This is a genomic window from Gracilibacillus lacisalsi DSM 19029 (assembly GCF_000377765.1).
GTDB lineage: Bacteria > Bacillota > Bacilli > Bacillales > Amphibacillaceae > Gracilibacillus > Gracilibacillus lacisalsi.
On the sequence record NZ_KB898664.1, the window covers coordinates 1 to 19875 of the forward strand.

At 36.8% G+C, this 19875-nt stretch carries 16 protein-coding genes and 2 other annotated features; of the genes, 15 read left to right on the forward strand and 1 reads right to left on the reverse strand.

Translation table 11 applies throughout. The features are described 5' to 3' along the window. Positions 1 to 381: 381 nt before the first annotated feature. Entirely contained in the window at positions 382 to 1401 is a 1020-nt protein-coding gene (locus D569_RS0104875) for an NADP-dependent oxidoreductase (protein ID WP_018931282.1), read from the reverse strand. A 330-nt stretch (positions 1402 to 1731) separates the two neighbouring features. Between D569_RS0104875 and D569_RS0104880 the strand changes: the two genes are divergently transcribed. The 15 genes from D569_RS0104880 (at position 1732) to thrS (ending at position 19503) form a co-directional block, all read left to right on the forward strand. After that, a complete protein-coding gene (locus tag D569_RS0104880) occupies positions 1732 to 2427 on the forward strand; it encodes a response regulator transcription factor (RefSeq protein WP_018931283.1) in 696 nt (231 codons plus the stop codon). Beyond that, the gene (gene pnpS, locus D569_RS0104885) at positions 2427 to 3806 is read left to right on the forward strand and encodes a two-component system histidine kinase PnpS (RefSeq protein ID WP_018931284.1); all 1380 of its coding nucleotides are present in this window, start codon (positions 2427 to 2429) and stop codon (positions 3804 to 3806) included. The genes D569_RS0104880 and pnpS overlap by 1 nt, the downstream gene beginning before the upstream one ends. 122 nt (positions 3807 to 3928) lie before the next feature. After that, a complete protein-coding gene (hflK, locus tag D569_RS0104890) occupies positions 3929 to 4936 on the forward strand; it encodes an FtsH protease activity modulator HflK (RefSeq protein ID WP_018931285.1) in 1008 nt (335 codons plus the stop codon). Further along, the gene (hflC, locus tag D569_RS0104895; protein ID WP_018931286.1) at positions 4920 to 5852 is read left to right on the forward strand and encodes a protease modulator HflC; all 933 of its coding nucleotides are present in this window, start codon (positions 4920 to 4922) and stop codon (positions 5850 to 5852) included. Before hflK ends, hflC begins: the two co-directional genes overlap by 17 nt. 695 nt (positions 5853 to 6547) lie before the next feature. Further along, positions 6548 to 9187, forward strand: coding sequence for a DNA polymerase I (gene polA / locus D569_RS0104900; RefSeq protein WP_018931287.1), 2640 nt, complete (start codon positions 6548 to 6550; stop codon positions 9185 to 9187). A gap of 14 nt (positions 9188 to 9201) precedes the next feature. Beyond that, positions 9202 to 10029, forward strand: a complete 828-nt coding sequence (gene mutM / locus D569_RS0104905) for a DNA-formamidopyrimidine glycosylase (RefSeq protein WP_018931288.1) — start codon at positions 9202 to 9204, stop codon at positions 10027 to 10029. A 68-nt stretch (positions 10030 to 10097) separates the two neighbouring features. Next, complete coding sequence (locus D569_RS0104910; protein ID WP_018931289.1) at positions 10098 to 10853, forward strand: manganese efflux pump; 756 nt, start codon at positions 10098 to 10100, stop codon at positions 10851 to 10853. A 123-nt stretch (positions 10854 to 10976) separates the two neighbouring features. Further along, positions 10977 to 11585: a dephospho-CoA kinase gene (coaE, locus tag D569_RS0104915; RefSeq protein ID WP_018931290.1), complete on the forward strand. Its 609-nt coding sequence runs from the start codon at positions 10977 to 10979 to the stop codon at positions 11583 to 11585. A 233-nt stretch (positions 11586 to 11818) separates the two neighbouring features. Then, positions 11819 to 12196 (forward strand): adenosylmethionine decarboxylase, encoded by a 378-nt coding sequence (speD, locus tag D569_RS0104920; protein WP_018931291.1) that lies wholly within the window; start codon positions 11819 to 11821, stop codon positions 12194 to 12196. 845 nt (positions 12197 to 13041) lie between these two features. Next, complete coding sequence (locus D569_RS0104925) at positions 13042 to 13431, forward strand: hypothetical protein (protein ID WP_018931292.1); 390 nt, start codon at positions 13042 to 13044, stop codon at positions 13429 to 13431. A 20-nt stretch (positions 13432 to 13451) separates the two neighbouring features. Continuing rightward, positions 13452 to 13925 carry a transcriptional regulator NrdR gene (gene nrdR / locus D569_RS0104930; RefSeq protein WP_018931293.1) on the forward strand — a complete coding sequence of 158 codons (474 nt, stop codon included), beginning with the start codon at positions 13452 to 13454 and terminating at the stop codon, positions 13923 to 13925. 22 nt (positions 13926 to 13947) lie between these two features. Continuing rightward, a complete protein-coding gene (locus D569_RS0104935) occupies positions 13948 to 15315 on the forward strand; it encodes a replication initiation and membrane attachment family protein (RefSeq protein WP_018931294.1) in 1368 nt (455 codons plus the stop codon). A gap of 10 nt (positions 15316 to 15325) precedes the next feature. Continuing rightward, complete coding sequence (gene dnaI / locus D569_RS0104940; protein WP_018931295.1) at positions 15326 to 16261, forward strand: primosomal protein DnaI; 936 nt, start codon at positions 15326 to 15328, stop codon at positions 16259 to 16261. Positions 16262 to 16354: 93 nt separating this feature from the next. Continuing rightward, positions 16355 to 17203, forward strand: a complete 849-nt coding sequence (locus D569_RS0104945) for a putative sporulation protein YtxC (protein WP_018931296.1) — start codon at positions 16355 to 16357, stop codon at positions 17201 to 17203. Positions 17204 to 17246: 43 nt separating this feature from the next. After that, positions 17247 to 17476, forward strand: a binding site (T-box leader). Positions 17477 to 17559: 83 nt separating this feature from the next. Beyond that, positions 17560 to 19503, forward strand: coding sequence for a threonine--tRNA ligase (thrS, locus tag D569_RS0104950; protein WP_018931297.1), 1944 nt, complete (start codon positions 17560 to 17562; stop codon positions 19501 to 19503). Positions 19504 to 19718: 215 nt separating this feature from the next. Beyond that, positions 19719 to 19850 (forward strand) — a sequence feature (ribosomal protein L20 leader region). Positions 19851 to 19875: the final 25 nt, after the last annotated feature.

The following is a 19875-nucleotide window of genomic DNA, read 5'->3' on the forward strand; positions in this document are numbered from 1 at the left end:
AAAGTGGATCTTAGTCGAAAATCATCCCGTAGGAATGGAAGTGGACGGCCTCCGCTATGAAACTGTTCTACAACGTTTGTGACTGCTCACTTCTCGAGCTTTCTTAACCTGTGTAATAAAATTGGAATGTCAGCGAGTACATTCATTGTAGAGCATTAATTAGCGTAGGCGTCCACTTCGACTCCTGTGGGATCAGCGTGATCTGAAGATCCACTTTTGTAAAGCGATCTTCTTTACAAAAGTTAGCTGAAGAAACGCCCCACGGAAAGCGAAGTGGGCAAGCCTTAGCGGTTGTTACGCCTATTATTCATGTCAAAATAACTACTTTGCACAGGACCGGCGGGGGTTGCCGGTTTTTCTATTTCAGTTGAAAGAAAGCTATTAATCAGATATATCTGCGACTTTTACTAATAGTTTCCCGATGTTGTGACCTTTGAATAGATCTAGGAACGCGTCAGGGATAGTTTCAAAGCCTTCTTTGATTGTTTCTTGATATTTTAATTTTCCTTCATTCAGCCATTTTGCAAGTTCAGCTGTACCACTAGGGAATTGATTGGCAAAATCTCCGACGGTAAAACCTTGCATTAAAGCACTTTTCTTAATAAGCGTTGTTTGTACTCGTGGACCAATATCCTCTTCTTCCAGATTATAGCTTGATATGGCACCGCAAACTGGAATGCGTGCGAATTTATTTAAGTTTGCATGTACTACATCAGAGATTTCTCCACCAACATTATCAAAGTAAACATCTACACCGTTTGGACAAGCATTTGCCAAATCATCCTTGAGATTTGATGTTGTCTTATAATTAATCGCCTCGTCGAATTGTAATTCTTCTTTTAAGTATTGAAGCTTCTCATCTGAACCAGCAATTCCAACAACTCGTGCGCCTTTAATTCGGGCAATTTGGCCAACAACAGATCCGACAGCTCCTGCTGCTCCAGAAATAACGACAGTTTCACCTTCTTTGGGCTTACCAATTTCGAGTAATCCAAAGTATGCGGTTAATCCAGTCATGCCTAGAATACCTAAATGAGTAGAAATCGGGGCAATATCTTTATCTAGTTTTCTCACTTCCTTTTCTTTAGCAGTATAGTATGTCTGCCATCCAAATCCGCAAATGACTATATCACCTTCACCAAATTGATCAGACTGTGACTCAATTACTTCACCAATTGCTCCACCTTCAATTACTTCATTCAATTGAAAAGGTGCTACGTAAGAAGGAGAGTCAATCATTCTCCCGCGCATATACGGATCAACTGAAACATATAAAGTGCGAATAAGTACTTCGCCTTTCTTAGGCTGTTTTATATCTGTTGTAACAAACTGAAAGGTATCTTTACTGGGCGTTCCACTTGGACGTTTAGCTAAAAGTATTTGTTTATTTTTGTTATTCATTTTTACCTCTCCTGTCAATTAGAATTTTCTTACACATTCAACATAACAAAAAACGAACGGTTAACAGAAATCAAGTGCTTACCATTCATTTGTAAATAGGAGAGTAGCACTTAAACAGGAAGAACATTTGCTTGTTATCAGTTAACTTGAGCTAAATACTTGATGTATAAAATTTCAAATTCCATATTATCTTACAACATTAATAAAAATTAATATTGTAAAGAAAAATTTACAAGTAATTATCACTTTTCTAGTGTAAATCTATTCACATTAATTGCACGTCCATGTATGATTAAATTAAGATAGATATAAAAATGGGGTGCTTTTTTTATGGAAGAGAAAGTATTAATCGTTGATGATGAACAATCTATTGTAACTTTATTACAATATAATATTGAGAAATCTGGTTTTAAAACGGATACTGCTTTCGATGGAGTAGAAGGTTTACATAAAGCGGCTACCGGGGAATTTGATTTAATTATATTAGATTTAATGTTACCAGGTATGGAAGGCACAGAAGTGTGTAAAGCTTTACGACAGAAGCAAATTGAAACACCTATTTTAATGTTAACGGCAAAAGATGATGAATTTGATAAGGTGTTAGGGCTAGAATTGGGTGCTGACGACTATTTAACAAAACCGTTTAGCCCGAAGGAAGTAGTCGCAAGAATTAAAGCGATCTTACGAAGGACTAGAAAACAAGAAGGAGCAGCAGACCAGCCGTTTATTAAAATATCTGACTTACTTATCTATCCACAACAATATGAAGCTACGATCAAAGGGGAACCTCTTAGCTTTACCCGTAAAGAATTTGAGCTATTACACTATCTGTCTAAACATAAAGGAAAAGTATTGTCACGTGACCAATTGCTTAGTGCAGTGTGGAATTATGACTTTGTTGGTGATACAAGAATTGTAGATGTACATGTTAGCCATTTACGTGAAAAAATTGAACCAGATACGAAACATCCAGTTTATATTAAAACGATTAGAGGGCTTGGTTATAAAATGGAGGAGCCATATTAATGGACGCCAAAAAAAGAATAAATCTGTTTTATCGCTACATTTTAATGACAGCTTCTGTATTTATTTTAATCGGTATTGTTATTTTGCCTCTTACCTCTGGGGAAGAGCAATTTTTTGTACTATTTTCCTTAATTATTGGATTTATCATATTATTGATATTAATATATCATATGTTTGAAAACTATGTTCGTCCAATTCGAGCGTCCATTAATGTTACAAATGAACTTGTTAAAGGGAATTATAATGCCCGTACTTATGTAAAGCCTCACGGTGAAGCACAACAGTTAAGTAATGCAATTAATGTACTGGCAAGAAATTTACAAGAAATGACCATTCAAGAAAAAATGCAAGGTAGCCAATGGAAAACAGTGATGAATAACATGGAAAGTGGATTGATGCTAATTGATGAACGAGGATATGTCCATTTGATCAACCGCAAATTCATGCAAATGTTTGGCAAAAAATCTGTCGACTATATTGGTTTCCTATATTATGACGTGTTACAGGATAAGACGATTCATAAAGTGGTGCAGGAAACTTTTTTGTACGAAGAAAAAATGACTGGTAATATTACCAAAACAATAAATGGTGAAAAACATTACTTTGAAGTTGCAGGAGCACCTGTTATTAACGATGTAAGGGATTTAAAGGGAGCTGTACTAGTTTTTCATGATATAACAGATTTGAAGCGAGTCGAAGAAATGCGAAAAGATTTCGTAGCAAATGTGTCGCATGAATTAAAGACACCGATAACATCGATCCGTGGTTTTGCTGAAACATTGTTAGAAGATGAAAAAGCAGACGATGCAATTAAAGAACAATTTTTAACGATCATTTTAAAAGAAAGTACTCGTTTACAATCGTTAGTACATGATTTACTCGAGCTGTCCAAAATAGAAAAAGAAGAAATGAAGCTTTCAACTAAACTCATTGAAGTGGACGAATGGTTACAAAGCAGTTTGACGTTAATCGAGCAACAAGCAAGTAAAAAATCACTGGAATTTACCAAAGAAATAAAACCGAATATTTCCTTCCATGGTGATCCAGACCGCTTACAGCAGGTGGTATTAAATTTAATGTATAATGCGATTAATTATACTGCTGAAGAAGGAAGCATTTTCCTTCGAGTTGATGAAAATGATCATGAAGTGATAATCGAAGTAGAGGACACTGGAATTGGTATACCTGACGAAGCAAGACAACGTATTTTCGAAAGATTTTACCGTGTAGATAGAGCAAGAAGCCGCAATACGGGAGGAACAGGCTTAGGGTTAGCCATTGTAAAACATATTATCGAAGCACATCAAGGCACGATAACCGTAACAAGTGAAATGGGAAAAGGATCGTGCTTTACCGTAAAAATACCGAAAAAGTGGTGAGAGAATGGAATAGATTCTTTCACCACTTTTTTTGTAAAGAAAATGAAACTTTTCTGTAACATCTTACGTATGTACTGGTTGTATGGTAAAGTTACAGAGGAAGTACAGAAGGGGGAAATAGAATGACTTTAAAGCAAATATACAGCTGGATCGGAATTGTTGTAGCTGTAGTTGTCTTAGGTTTATTTGCGGCAACAAGTTGGTATACCGTAGATGAATCAGAGCAAGCTGTTTTAATTACATTTGGTAAAGCAGAAGAAGGAACGACGGAACCAGGTCTGCATTTTAAATTGCCATGGCCGATTCAAACAGTAGAAACTTTATCAAGGGAAACGTTTAGTTTGAACTTTGGATATGACCCGGAAAACGAAGAAGATGCAGATGTTGTACGAATGATTACCGGGGATGAGAATATACTTCAAGCAGATTTAGTCGTTCAGTGGAAAATAATTGAGCCGAGCAAATACTTATTTAATTCAGATGATCCACAACAAGTACTTTATAATGCGACCTCGGCTTCTTTAAGAAGTATTATCGGATCTTCGACAATTGACGAAGCACTAACAGATGGTAAAGCAGAAATCGAGAATGAAGTATTGGATTTATTAGTAACACTTATGGAAGATTATGAAGTCGGAGTTGCGATTCAGGATGTTAAACTGCAAGAAGTAGATTTACCTAACGAAGAAGTGCGTCAAGCTTTTATGAAAGTAACCGATGCACGTGAAACAATGAATACCAAGAAAAATGAAGCAGATAAATATCGTAATGAGATATATGAGGAAGCTCAAGGGGAAAAGGATGCTATTATCTCAAGAGCTGAAGGTGATAAGATTGAAAGAATTGAAACAGCGAGAGGGAATGTAGCAGCATTCAACGCATTATATGATGCATATGAAAGTAATCCTGATATTACAAGACAGCGACTGGTGTTAGAAACACTTGATCAAGTCTTGCCAGATGCAAATATTTACATTATGAATGATGATGGAAATACATTGAAATATCTACCGTTAGGAGAAAACACATCATCGCCCAAACCACCAGTAACAGAGTCCTCCGAAGATAATCAATCAGATAATGATACTGAAGATAGTGAGGAGGGAAATAATAATGACAGATCAGAATAATGTCTATGAAATGAAGAAAATGACACCAAAAGAAATCAGAAGATTAATTAAAATTGGTCTTGCTATTTTGCTTACAGTAGTGCTTTTAATCATTTTTGTAAGTAGTATGTATGTTGTGAAAGAAGGAGAATACAAGGTTGTTCGTCAGTTTGGTGAAGTGGTTGATATTAAAGACGAACCTGGACTTAAGTTTCGGGTACCTATATTACAATCCATTACAACACTTCCAAAGAAAAAGTTAGTATATGATGTAATGGAGCGTGAAATCAATACGTTAGATAAGAAACGTATGATTATTGATAATTATGCTATTTGGGAAATTACAGATCCTGCTTCGATGATTGCGAATGCCCGAACGGAAATGGGTGCAGAAGCAAGAATGGGAGAGTTTATCTTTTCTGTTATTCGATCCGAACTTGGAGCCATGGATTACGATGAAATTATTAATGATGAAGGAAGTACTAGAGGTGACCTTAATGAAAGGGTCATGGAACGTGTTAATACACTCTTAGAACGAGATAACTATGGTATTCAGGTAGACGATGTTCGCATCAAGCGTACAGATTTGCCAGAAGAAAATGAACAATCTGTTTTTAACCGAATGATCTCTGAACGTGAATCACAAGCTCAGCAATATTTATCCCAAGGGGAAGCAGAAAAAAGCAGAATTACCGCCAATGCCGACCGTGATGTAACCGAAATGTTATCGAAGGCAAATGCAGAAGCAGAAGAAATCCGTGCTGAAGGGGAATTAGAGGCTGCAGAAATGTATAACGAAGCATTCTCACAAGATCCGGAATTCTATCAGCTTTATCGAACACTTGAATCATACAAAGAAACAATAGATGGCGAAACAACCATCATTATCCCGCAAGGATCACCATATGCGGACTTATTGTTAGGATATATCGAATAATCAGTGCTTAGACCAACCTGTGTCCACTTATGTGGAATCAGGTTGGTCCTATTTTTAGTGAAGATTAAATTGATGAACAAATCTACGAAGTAAAGTGGACATAGATTTACTCTCTTCTATTCTTGACTAAGAGAGTGCAAACAAACCGCTCCGGCAGAATACTGCGCTTTCCATGCTCCCTTGCACCGAGGAAGCCAACTTCGGAGCATTACTAGCAGACGCAGGTGCATCACAGGGTCTTCGGCTCGCGCTACGTCGTGAGGAGTCTACGTATCTTGCCTCCGCTTTGTGTAGTATCCCGATTTTTGAAAGAAGTAACACAGGGGAATTGGTTTCCGAGTATTTCCTCTTATAAAAATATAAGAACTATTCACATAGCGTAGGCAGAATACGGAGACTCCTGTGGGACTCACGAGAGCTGAAGATCCACTTTGCAAAGTGGTTTTCTTTGCAAAGTTAGCTGAAGACGAGCCCACGGAAAGCGGAGTATTCTGCCGGAGCGGTATCCTAGCACTCCTTATGGAAAGAATGGAAGAAATCCTCATCACAAATTTTCATTACTTCGCAGTATGTATCTTTTTACATTAGTTAATTTATACATAAAGACGGTAACAAGAGTAACGAAAGTTTTTATAATCATTTGCAATCATGGTAAAATAGAAGCAATGTATAGAATCGAAAAGGAGATCGGTAAAATGACGAATAAATTAATATTAATCGACGGAAACAGTATTGCATATCGTGCATTTTTCGCCTTGCCATTATTAAATAATGATAAAGGCGTATACACGAATGCGGTATATGGCTTCACCACCATGTTATTAAGAATTTTGGAAGAAGAACAGCCTACTCATCTGCTAGTTGCATTTGATGCTGGGAAAACGACATTCCGCCATAAAACATACAAGGAATATAAAGGCGGACGAGAGAAAACGCCATCTGAATTAAGTGAACAGTTTCCCGTTTTGCGACAACTATTAGATGCCTTTAACATTAAACATTATCAATTAGAAAACTATGAAGCAGATGATATTATTGGTACGGTTGCCAATCAGGCTAAAGATAAGGATTGGCAAGTCAAAGTAATTTCAGGTGATAAGGACTTGCTACAACTAGTTTCTGACAAAGTCGATGTCAGACTAACTAAAAAAGGTATTAGTGATGTTATGACCTATACACCAGAAACATTGAAAGAAGATATGGAAGTTACACCGGAACAAATCATTGACCTGAAAGCATTGATGGGAGACAAATCTGATAATATCCCAGGTGTACCAGGTGTTGGAGAAAAAACAGCTGTCAAACTGATCAAACAGTTTGAAACGGTGGAAAATTTATATGAACATTTGGATGAAGTATCTGGAAAAAAATTAAAAGAGAAGTTAGAAGCAAATAAAGAAGAAGCCTTTATGAGCAAAGAGCTTGTAACGATAAATCTACAAGCACCAATTGAAATAGCAGCAGATGATACAGTGTACGAAGGATACGTCGATCAAAATGTTAAAGAAATCTTTCTGGATTTAGGCTTCCAGTCCTTATTAAATCGGATAGACGGTGATGTGGAAGAGACTGAACAGTCAGAAGCATTAGAAGATATTACATATGAAAATCTGACAGAAATTAAAAAAGATATTTTTACTGGACATGACGCATTTGAAATAGAAATACTAGATGAAAATTATCATACTGAGAAAATGATTGGTGCTTCATTGGTGAATGACAATGGTAAGTATTTCATTCCGATTTCTATACTTGAAAGCTCACAAGTGTTCCAAGAATGGGCAGAAGATGAGACCCAGAAGAAATATGTGTTTGATGCTAAGAAAATTACTGTTCTATTAAAGCGATTATCGATTTCCATCAAAGGTATTGCCTTCGATACCCTGTTAGCATCTTATCTAATTAATCCATCTGAAAACAATCATGACATTCCTGCGATTAGCCACCGATTTGGTCAAAAAAATGTGCTGTTTGATGAAGAGGTCTACGGTAAAGGAGCAAAGAAAGGTTTACCTGAAGAAACCAAGCAATGGGAAGAGCATATTGTCCGGAAAACGAATATGATTTATCAACTGAAAGAACAAATGGAACAAGCATTAAAAGAGAATAAGCAATTGGCATTGCTTATTGATCTGGAGTTACCACTTGCGCTTGTTTTAGGTGAGATGGAGGCAACAGGTGTAAAGGTGGACAAACAGCGTCTCGTTGATATGGGTGAAGAGTTAAAAGCAAGCCTTGCTACGTTAGAAAAAGAAATTTACGAGTTAGCAGGTGAAGAATTTAATATAAACTCACCAAAACAGCTTGGTCCGATCCTTTTTGAAAAATTAGAATTGCCTGTGATTAAGAAAACGAAGACGGGGTATTCTACTGCTGCTGATGTATTAGAGCAATTACAAGGAAAACATGCCATTATTGACAAGCTCTTATTATACCGTCAATTGAAAAAAATAGATTCAACGTACATCGCGGGATTATTAAAAGTAATTCATAAGGATACTAGTAAAATTCATACTCGTTTTAACCAGGCATTAACACAGACAGGAAGATTAAGTTCAATTGATCCTAACTTACAGAATATCCCAATCCGAATTGAGGAAGGGCGTAAAATCCGTCAAGCATTCATTCCATCTACTGCAGGTTGGAAGATGATTGCAGCAGACTACTCACAGATTGAATTACGAGTGTTAGCACATATTGCTAAGGATGAAAGGTTACAGGATGCATTCAAACAAGATAAGGATATTCATACCCAAACCGCTATGGATGTATTCCATGTGGCGGAGGAAGAAGTCACTTCCAATATGCGACGTCAGGCTAAGGCGGTTAACTTCGGTATTGTTTATGGTATAAGTGATTATGGGTTATCTCAAAGTCTAGGGATTACTAGAAAAGAAGCAAAATCGTTTATAAGCCGTTATTTGGAAAGCTATCCAGGTGTAAAAGAGTACATGGATGAAATCGTCCAAGAAGCGAAGCAACATGGATATGTTACAACGATTATGAACAGAAGAAGGTATTTACCTGACATTACGAGCAGAAACTTTAATCAGCGAAGTTTTGCAGAGCGAACTGCGATGAATACACCAATTCAAGGAAGTGCCGCTGATATTATCAAATTGGCAATGATTGAATTAGACCAACAACTCAAGAATGAAAACTACCAAGCAAAATTGTTATTACAAGTACACGATGAATTGATTCTGGAAGTACCTGAAGAAGAATTAGAAGCGATATCTCAGCTTGTTGTGGATGTCATGGAGAATGCGATCGAACTAACTGTTCCTTTGAAAGTGGATGTTGAACAGGGGGACACTTGGTATGATGCGAAGTAAGGAGTTAAAAGAAAATGCCAGAATTACCTGAAGTAGAAACGATTAGACAGACTTTAAAACAATTAGTAATAGGCAAAACCATTCAAACTGTTGATGTGTTTTGGCCAAAAATCATTCAAGAGCCAGATGATATGGAACAATTTATTGCATTAATCCAGGAACAAACAATTCATGATATTCGCAGGAAAGGTAAATTTTTATTGTTTGATCTGGACGAGCATGTCTTAGTATCTCACCTAAGAATGGAAGGGAAATATGGTGTGCATGATAGGAAAGAAGAAGTTGTACCACACACTCACATTATTTTCCGTTTTACTGATGGAACAGATTTACGCTATCGGGATGTTCGAAAATTTGGAACGATGCATTTGCAGGAAAAAGGAACGGAAGCAACAAAGAAACCACTTGTTTTGTTAGCAAAAGATCCGCTAGAAGCTGATTTTTCCGTGCAAACATTTAAAGAGAAAGTGCAAAAGAGTGAGCGTAATATTAAAAATATACTATTGGACCAATCGGTTATTGCAGGTTTAGGTAATATTTATGTAGACGAAACCTTGTTTTTGGCAGGAATTCATCCATTAACGAAAGGTGTAAGTCTAACAGATGAAGAAGTCATTAAAATCAAACAAGCAGCTGTTCTGACGTTAGAGGATGCTGTAAAGCAAGGAGGAACAACGATTCGTTCATATGTCAACTCACAAGGTCAAATTGGCATGTTTCAGCAAAAGTTAAATGTATATGCGCAAAATGAGAAGCCATGTAATAGATGTGAAGATACCATTATGAAAATAAAAGTAAATGGACGAGGAACACACTATTGTCCGACGTGCCAGCCGATTTAAATTTCTCACAACTTCTTTCCTTACTCCATATAATACAGAAACGACGTATGAAGGAGTAATGAAGGAAGATGATGTTAACCTTACTTATTATAGCAATTAGCATTGATAGCTTTTTAGTGGCATTTACGTACGGATTAAGAGGATTGACGTTACCTGTTCGAGCGTTGCTGTTAATTTCGGCGACGGTCGGGATAGTCTTTACTATATCAATGCTATCAGGTTCGATTTTATCTTCTATTATCTCGATTCGTTCTACAGAAATAGTGGGAGGATTTATTTTGGCGCTAGTAGGTGTCGTCTTATTAGTTTCACTATTTCAGGAAAAAAAGAAGAAAGATATTCCTTTTTTAAGAAGGAAAGAAAGTAGCGATCTGTCTAGCTCTGATCGCCAAGAAACGAAGCGAAATCACGAATTACCCTACGGTAAGTCTTCATCGGTTCGTAAACGCACAAGGATTTCTTTATCGCAGTTGATTCGCTCCAGTCGCTTCGTTTCTATACGAGCGCTTTGCGCCTTTTTTATAAATATTTTAAAGAAGCCAATGGCAGCTGACATTGACCGTTCTGGAAAGATTAATGGTGTGGAACCAATTCTGATTGGAATCGCCTTATCCTTAGATTCTTTTGGTGCTGGAATCGGGATTTATATACTGGGTGCTTCCCCGATTTTCACACCACTATATGTCTTTTTCATAACCGTTGTCTTTTTATTATTAGGTGTAAATGTTGGTAAATATTGCGCAAATATTAAAGGGTTAAAGAACATGTCGTTTATCCCAGGATGTCTACTTATTATTATTGGGATATGGAAAATGGTAGTTTAAAAAAGACACACCGTTCATTTTATTTAGCAACTGGGATATACGAATAAGGTCGTGTATCCCAGTACCACTATCTATTGTTACCTTTTTGATGGATAAAAGTGGACAAGGTGTCGGTAGAAAAGGGTGAAAGAATTGATTATTGGATTAACAGGTAATATAGCAACAGGGAAGTCAACCATCAGTAACATGATACAGGAAAAGTATCAGATTCCGGTTATTGATGCCGATATAGTTTCGCGTGAAGTAGTAGAACCGGGAGAACAAGCATTAGAAAAAATAGCAGCAACATTTGGTGAAGAAATCTTACTCGAAGATGGAACGCTAAATCGCAAGCTACTTGGATCGATCATCTTTCAGGATCAGAGCAAGAGAGAACAATTAAATGCTATTGTCCATCCCGCTGTTCGAAAGAGGATGATTTCCCAAAAAGAAGAGCTACTTCAACAAGGATACCAATCGATTGTGATGGATATCCCGCTTTTGTTCGAAAATAATCTTACATATTTAGTTGAAAAAACGATAGTAGTTTATACTACAGAGGATGTGCAATTACAGCGTCTTATCGAACGAAACGACCTGACTGAGAAAGAAGCCAGAAACCGAATGAATAGTCAAATGAATATCGAAGAAAAACGGGAACTTGCTGATGCAGTAATTGATAATAGTGGTTCCATCAAAGAGTCAGAAATTCAATTAATAAACATCCTCAAAAAATGGGAATTAATCGATTAGGTATTGTAAAAAATACAAAGGTAACTAATTTTGTCTTGTCAAAGTCGACAAAAGTAGATATAATCTTTTTGCAGCTAAATCATTTAAAGGAATGATTAGCTTGTAACGAGAACTTTTGAATAATGGCAACCGAATGATTGCTTAAAGGGTTAGGACCTCTTTGGACTAACTTTCCCCCGAGGCATATCAGGCATTATTATTCGAAAGAATTAGCGAACAAGGGGGAGTAATATATGGATACAATGGGAAGACATGTAATAGCAGAATTATGGGAATGTAATATTGATATGTTAAATGATATCGAACGTCTCGAAAGAACATTTGTTAATGCTGCTCTAAAAGCAGGTGCCGAAGTAAGAGAAGTTGCCTTTCACAAATTCGCACCTTTTGGAGTAAGTGGAGTAGTCATTATTTCCGAGTCCCATTTAACGATTCATAGTTTTCCGGAGCATGGTTATGCAAGTATTGATGTATATACTTGTGGTGACATAATTGATCCTAATGTTGCGGTTGCATATATTGAAGAACACTTAGAAGCCAAATCAACAGAAAAAATGGAAGTACCAAGAGGTATGGGTGCTGTCCAAATGAAAAATATAAAAGTACAATAAACAGGCTGAAAACGAGAGAACCCGTTTCGAGAACCAATGAAACGGGTTTTTACTTTTGAAGAATGATGAACAACATCCATAAACTGCGAAGTAACTCTCTTGAGGATCTGCTCTGTCCATCCCCCATAGAGAGTGCACCGAATACCGCTTCGGCAGAATACTGCGCTTTCCGTGGGCACGGCCTCAGCTAACTTGGTAAAGAAAAGCACTTTACCAAGTTAGCTGAGGCTCGTGCTGTTCCCACAGGAGTCTCCGTATTCTGCCTCCGCTATTGTTGTGCTCTGGTTATAGAAAGGATAGAACTCATGGAACTAAACTCTTTGAATTTCTTGTCACTTGATCAGAATTGTATACTAAGCTGTGGAAAATGCGACACTTCTGGAACTACATATGGTGGAGAAATCGACTGGTTGATTTCGGATTAGTGTTGTGGAGCATATCTTAACGAAGGCCGCCCACTTCCACTCCTGTGGGACCTGTTTGACCTGAAGATCCACTTTTTCTAGCGATTTTGGCTCGAAAAAGTTAGCTGAAGGGCAAACCCACGGAAAGGGAAGTGGGCAGCCGGAGTGGTGGTTATCATCACTATACATTTCAAAATTATGTTTTAGATTACCGCACATCTAATTAATACACTACTTCGAACAAACAAAACTTTTATTACTTCGCAGTATATATCTACTATCTATTAGAGCACGGGGTAGGGTTGTATATTATTGTCATGGTCATTTATGAGAGTTGTAATCATTAGATGGTTGGCTGTTTCTAGTGGAGATTAATCGTTTTCTTTTTAAAAACATGTTACAATTATAAGTAAACAAAAATACATAATGAGGTGTAAGTTTATGTCATTTCGTAACACGTTAAATAAGCATTTTAATAATCATTCGGAAACGAGAGACAAGCATTGGGACCCTGCTTTGCAAACACACTATTTTAAAACAACAAAAGATAAAGCCTTCGATAAATTAGAGCCACTTTTCCGAAATATGAAAGAATGTCAGATCGTCGGTATCTCAAAGGATCATGGGGAAATCAGCTTTAATTATAAGGCAGGTAGAAAAGTATTTGTTATCATGACTATTATTATGGTAAAACCTTATCGTACGGCCATTGATATTTCTGCAACAACAGAATCAGCTATTCCATTTGATTTTGGTTACAGCCATAAATTAATTCCTAAACTTTATGATAAAATAAAAAAAGAACTAGACTTTATTGGTACGAAAGAATAATGAACGAAGGATGATTGAGATTGCGATGTCCACATTGTCACTATAAAAACACAAAGGTTTTAGACTCCAGACCAATTGAAGAAGGACGATCGATTCGACGAAGAAGAGAATGTGAATCATGTGATTTTCGTTTTACTACTTTTGAACGTATCGAAGAAGTACCGTTAATTGTAGTTAAAAAAGAAGGGACAAGGGAAGAGTATAGTCGTGATAAGTTAATGCGTGGCTTAATACGAGCATGTGAAAAACGCCCTGTAGCACTTGAGCAGTTAGAACATATCGCAGTGGAAATTGAAAAGGAATTACGTAACAGAGGTACTTCAGAGGTAAAAAGTGATGAGATCGGTGAAATGGTAATGGATCGCTTAGCTGATGTCGATGAAGTAGCTTATGTGCGATTTGCTTCGGTTTATCGCCAGTTTAAAGATATCAGTGTATTTTTAGATGAATTAAAGGACTTAATCCGTAATGATAACAATGATAAGAACGAGTAATGGATAGGAAGGGGATGTGCATATGGAACTCGGTGACATCGGAAAAATACTACCATCAGAATTATATATAGTTGAAATGTCTCAGGAGCTGCCACTATCCTATACCAATGCATTAACACACTTATATCAACCTCTTATCGGTATTGATGCGCTATCCCTTTATCAAACATTGTACACAGAGTCAACATTATCTACCAATTTTCAAACACATCACATGTTGATGAATTATATTGGTTTACCACTCGATCGTATTTATAGAGCGAGAAGAAAACTAGAAGCAATTGGCTTATTGCAAACATTTGAACAAGAACAACAAGAACATAAGGCTTATCATTATCTGTTACATCCACCTCAATCACCAGCTCGTTTTTTTGAGAATGATTTTTTAAGTCACTTATTATATCATCAGCTTGGAAGTGACAAGTTTAAAAAAGTCAAACAAGCATTTGTTAAACAAGACGGTGAAAAGAAAGAACAAAAAGAAACGACGGCAAGATTTGAGGAAGTGTTTCAACTTGTTGATCAACAACCAAATCCATCTGATCTACAAGCGGAAGAGCAAGTTGTCGAAGTGCCAATACAGGAGAAAGTGGACTTTGAATGGTTAGAGCAAATGTTAAAACAACGGATGCTACCTGTCCAATCGATCTTAACTCCGGCAACAAGGAAATTGATTAATCAAATGTATGTTGCATACGACTTACACAATCAAGATATAGAAAAAGCATTGCTCTGGTCTATTAATGATGAAAACCAGTTACAAACAGAAGAATTTAAAAATGCTTGTATGGACCTTATTAGCGGATCCAATAAGCAAGTGTCTATTCAGGTTAGTTCTGATAAACAAAAATTACCTGATAAACCGGCAAAAACAACAAAAAAATCAAAAGAAGAACAATTTATTGAAATGTTGGAACACATTTCACCAAGACAACTTTTAGAAGACCTTGCAGATGGAAATCAGGCATCACAACAAGATTTAAAAGTGATCAGTGAGGTTATGACCAGCCAGGGCTTAAATCCAGGTGTCATGAATGTTTTAATTCATTATGTTTTATTAAAAACAGATATGAAACTTTCTAAAAGTTATTTAGAGAAAATCGCCAGTCACTGGGCACGAAAAAATGTAAAAACAGTCAGACAAGCTATGACACTTGCCAAGTCTGAAAATAAGAAATATCAGCAGTGGACCAATAGTTCAAAAAGTAATCAACGATTTTCGTATAAAAATACTAAAAAAGACATTGTACCGGATTGGTATAAAAAACAAAAACAGCAAACCAAACAACAGACAAAGAAAGAAACTTCGACAGAGGAAAAAGAACGCCTCGCGAAAGAAACGGATGAAATGCTTGCACAATATTTGAAACAGCAAGCGAATGAGGAATAGGGTGATAATCATGGAACCAATTCAATCTGCCATGAAAAAATGGATGAAAGAAAATAAAAAAATGAAAGATAATTTTACCCAGCAACGAAATAAAGTTATCAATGATCCGGAAATCAAACAAAAGTTAAGTGAACATGTTGAAATAGATGAGCAAGATATTAACCGTAATTTAATGAAATTATACGAATATCAACAGGCGTCTAAAAATTGTGCCGATTGCCCTAACTTAGAAGGTTGCAAAAATATTCTAAAAGGTTATACACCTCATTTAGATATTGACGGCAAAGATATTTCCTTACGATACGAAAAATGTAAAAATAAAGTCCATGAGGAAGCACAGCTTGAAAAAGAATCACTGGTTCGCAGTTTGTATATACCAAAACAAATTAAAGAAGCTGACTTAGCAAATATGGAACGTAATTCTTATGAACGCCAGGAGGTCATAAGAGAGATTATTGAGTTCGTGCAAAACTATTCCAAAGGGGAATTCCGTCGTGGTTTATATATTCATGGACCTTTTGGAACGGGAAAATCTTATATACTTGGTGTTATTGCTAATGAACTCAAAAAACAATATATTCAATCAGACATTATTTACATGCCTGAATTTGTAAGAGAGATAAAGGCCTCCATTGGAAATGACAGTTTTCAGTCGAAAATTGAAAGCTTTAAAAAGGTGCAAGTTCTTATGTTTGATGATATTGGGGCGGAGTCGATATCACCCTGGTTCCGAGATGAAGTACTCGGTGCTATCTTGCAATATCGGATGATGGAAGAGCTGCCTGTTTTCTTCACGTCAAATTATAATTTAGAGCAATTAGAGGATCATTTATCTACATCCAACCGAGGAGATGTAGAAACGATCAAAGCTGGAAGAATAATTGAACGAATTACCCAGCTTAGTAAACCAATCGAATTAACGAATCGTTTTCGAACGAATGAATAACCATGACTTCTGTCTAATCCTTGGACAGAGGTTATTTTTTTTCATCATCACCCATATAATATACCAGTTCGATGGTGGTGAGGGTGATGATATGTGTTAGAAGTATATTTTGAGCATGACAACGAAGCAGAGGTGTTTTATCAATTAGCCAAACAAGATAACAAATGGCAAGCTACACGTAAACGAACCAAGAAAAATCTTGTGCAACTCCATTTGTTGGAAGACTTGAATTGGGATGAAAAGAAGAAACATCTTGCTCCGTTGTTAAGTATGGTATTTATTCAGTGTCGAGAGACTTCTATGATTCAGCATATACTAATGAAAAAGTATTATTTCTCAAGTGAAGAGGAGATCGAGAGAATAACAGCCATTGCCAGATCATTATTGGAAAAAGATGAATCTGTTTATGAGGATCGAATCCATCAACATGAATTGCGCGACACGTTAACGACAATTTTCTCCTTACAAATAGACGCTTCTTTTATCCGCTTTGATTCGATTGTTCATTTCAGATTACATCACTATATCGACCAATTAACGGAAATGGTCGGTCTGGCAATAGATGAATTTAAGAGAGAAGAAGAATATCAAGACTTTATTCACTCGATTAGGGAGTTTGTCAGACGTAAGTCACCGGAAGAAGAGGTTGTTCATGTATTGCAAGGTGAAAGATTTCGCATTTTTAGGGATAATGGGGAAGTCTACACAATGGAAGATTTACAACAAGTCAAATCACGTTTTCCATTATTTATTTTCGGATTAGAACAAGAAGAATGGGATATTTCACCTCTCATTATGTTGGCGCCAAACCATATTTATATGTATGGGGAAGATCAGGCAGAATCGAGAACTCATACGATAATCACTATATTTCAAGAAAGATGTTCTTTTTATCCGACAGAATACTTTCCTTTTTATCACGCTGATGAAAAAGAATCTTGATTTTTTCGTTGACAATCGTTATAATAAATCGCATAACATGAATAAACAAGCAAAGATGAGGACACGATAGTCTGTATGGCGTACGGATAAGAGAGGGAAGCCTTGGCTGAAAGCTTCCTGTATGACCGCATTCTATTACCACCTCTGAGCACTACTAAGGAATGCTTATGCTAGTAATTAGTAGCGATTCATCATCGTTATCGATTGTCAATGAGCTACACGTTTATGTGTGGAAAATTGGGTGGAACCACGGGTATAACGCTCGTCCCTTTACTTTTTTTCGTAGGGGGACGGGCGTTTTTTAATGTTCAAAAGTTTGGCGTGATCAACTTTAATATAAAAAGGAGAGTGTGAAAATGAGTAAGATTCATATTACGTTTCCAGATGGAACTGTAAAACCGTTTGATCATGGAACAACTGGTGAAGAGATTGCTGCATCGATTTCACCAGGTCTAAAAAAGCAGGCATTAGCAATTAAATTGGATGATACGCTCTATGATTTGCGTACACCATTAGCGACAGATGGTGCAATCGAGATCATTACTATTAAAACAGACGAAGGCCTTGATATTTTAAGACACTCGACAGCTCACCTTATGGCACAAGCAATTAAACGCTTGTATGGTAATGTTAAGCTAGGTGTTGGACCAACTATTGAAGATGGCTTTTATTATGATATTGATATGGAAGAAACGATTACACCTGAAGATCTTCCACGTATTGAAAAAGAAATGAAGAGAATTGTTGACGAAAATTTAGAAGTAGTTCGTAAAGAAGTCAGTCGTAATGAAGCGAAAGCCATCTATGAAGAAATCGGCGATGAATTAAAGCTAGAATTACTGGATGCCATTCCAGAAGATGAAACAGTAACGCTTTATGAGCAAGGAGAATTCTTTGACCTATGCCGTGGTGTCCATGTACCACAAACAAGTAAAATAAAAGTGTTTAAACTTTTGAGCATTTCCGGTGCTTACTGGCGTGGTGACAGTAATAATAAAATGCTACAACGTATTTATGGTACAGCGTTCGAAAAACAAAGCCAACTCGATGAATATTTACGTTTGCGTGAGGAAGCAAAAGAGCGTGATCACCGTAAACTTGGTAAAGAACTTGGTATTTTTACTGTATCCCAAAAGGTAGGACAAGGTCTGCCGTTATGGTTACCTAATGGTGCTACAATTCGCCGTACTATTGAACGTTATATTGTAGATCTTGAAGAGCGTCTTGGTTATAATCATGTTTATACACCAGTACTTGGTAGTAAAGAATTATATATAACAAGTGGACATTGGGATCATTATAAAGATGATAATTTCCCTCCGATGGAAATGGATAATGAAGAACTAATCTTACGTCCAATGAATTGCCCACACCACATGATGATTTATAACCATGAGTTACACAGCTATCGAGATCTGCCAGTACGGATTGCTGAATTGGGTATGATGCACCGTCATGAAATGTCAGGAGCATTAGCAGGGTTGCAACGTGTTCGTGCTATGACCTTAAATGATGCCCATATTTTTGCGCGACCGGATCAATTAAAAGAAGAATTTATTCGTGTCGTGAAATTAGTGGAAAATGTATATAAAGACTTTGGTATTGATCAATACTTCTTCCGTTTGTCTTATCGTGATCCTGAAGATACTGAAAAATATATTGATAATGATGAAATGTGGGAGAAAGCACAAGGATTATTAAAAGAAACAATGGATGACATGAATCTTGAATATGTAGAGGCTGAAGGTGAAGCCGCTTTTTACGGACCGAAGTTAGACGTTCAGGTGAAAACTGCACTAGGTAAGGACGAAACATTATCTACTGTCCAATTAGATTTTAACTCACCAGAAAAATTTGACTTAACCTATATCGGTGAGGATGGTAAAGAACACCGTCCAGTAGTTATCCACCGTGGTGTTGTATCAACTATGGAGCGTTTTGTTGCCTTCTTAATTGAGGAATATAAAGGTGCATTTCCGACATGGCTAGCGCCAATCCAAGCACGAGTGATTCCAGTTTCTGCAGAAGTCCATGCTGACTATGCGAAGAAAGTAGAAGATGAATTACGCATGAGTGGTGTTCGTGTCGAAGTCGATCACCGTGATGAGAAAATTGGTTATAAGATCCGCGAAGCACAAACTGCGAAAATTCCGTTTGCTCTGATAGTAGGTGATAAAGAAGTAGAAGCAAATGCCGTTAACGTCCGACGCTACGGAGAAAAAGATTCAGAAACAATTGAGCTAGATGCATTTAAATCATTGATCACTGATGAAATTCAACATAAAAAATTGCGTAAGTAGCTAAGGGAATGGTCCAAATCGAGAATGATTTGGGCCATTTTTTGAATGTTGTTCACTCTGAAGGAGGGATTTATTAAGATGGGGATCTTGCGTGAAGAGTGGGAGGAAATCCAAAAAGATTAACATTTTAGTCAAGGTGAATTTTGTCTCAGCTAACTATTGACATGGGATGGTTCAGATGATAATATGTAAAAAGTGAATTAAATATGATCACTAGAGACAAGTAGAAGCACCCGCTTCTCACCTGATTGACACACAACTGTAGTTGACAGGTACAAATCCGACTTATTTGTAATGAAATTTAGGATGTGTGGGTGCAGTATGTGTACCGACACTTTTTTTATGAATATTTTAAACTTGTCTAGTTAAAAT

Coding starts and splice junctions, on each gene's coding strand:
- thrS (WP_018931297.1), top strand. CDS start 17,560: ATGAGTAAGATTCATATTACGTTTCCAGATGGAACTGTAAAACCGTTT.
- D569_RS0104925 (WP_018931292.1), top strand. CDS start 13,042: ATGTCATTTCGTAACACGTTAAATAAGCATTTTAATAATCATTCGGAA.
- polA (WP_018931287.1), top strand. CDS start 6,548: ATGACGAATAAATTAATATTAATCGACGGAAACAGTATTGCATATCGT.
- hflK (WP_018931285.1), top strand. CDS start 3,929: ATGACTTTAAAGCAAATATACAGCTGGATCGGAATTGTTGTAGCTGTA.
- D569_RS0104880 (WP_018931283.1), top strand. CDS start 1,732: ATGGAAGAGAAAGTATTAATCGTTGATGATGAACAATCTATTGTAACT.
- D569_RS0104875 (WP_018931282.1), bottom strand. CDS start 1,401: ATGAATAACAAAAATAAACAAATACTTTTAGCTAAACGTCCAAGTGGA.
- pnpS (WP_018931284.1), top strand. CDS start 2,427: ATGGACGCCAAAAAAAGAATAAATCTGTTTTATCGCTACATTTTAATG.
- D569_RS0104935 (WP_018931294.1), top strand. CDS start 13,948: ATGGAACTCGGTGACATCGGAAAAATACTACCATCAGAATTATATATA.
- dnaI (WP_018931295.1), top strand. CDS start 15,326: ATGGAACCAATTCAATCTGCCATGAAAAAATGGATGAAAGAAAATAAA.
- speD (WP_018931291.1), top strand. CDS start 11,819: ATGGATACAATGGGAAGACATGTAATAGCAGAATTATGGGAATGTAAT.
- hflC (WP_018931286.1), top strand. CDS start 4,920: ATGACAGATCAGAATAATGTCTATGAAATGAAGAAAATGACACCAAAA.
- mutM (WP_018931288.1), top strand. CDS start 9,202: ATGCCAGAATTACCTGAAGTAGAAACGATTAGACAGACTTTAAAACAA.
- D569_RS0104910 (WP_018931289.1), top strand. CDS start 10,098: ATGATGTTAACCTTACTTATTATAGCAATTAGCATTGATAGCTTTTTA.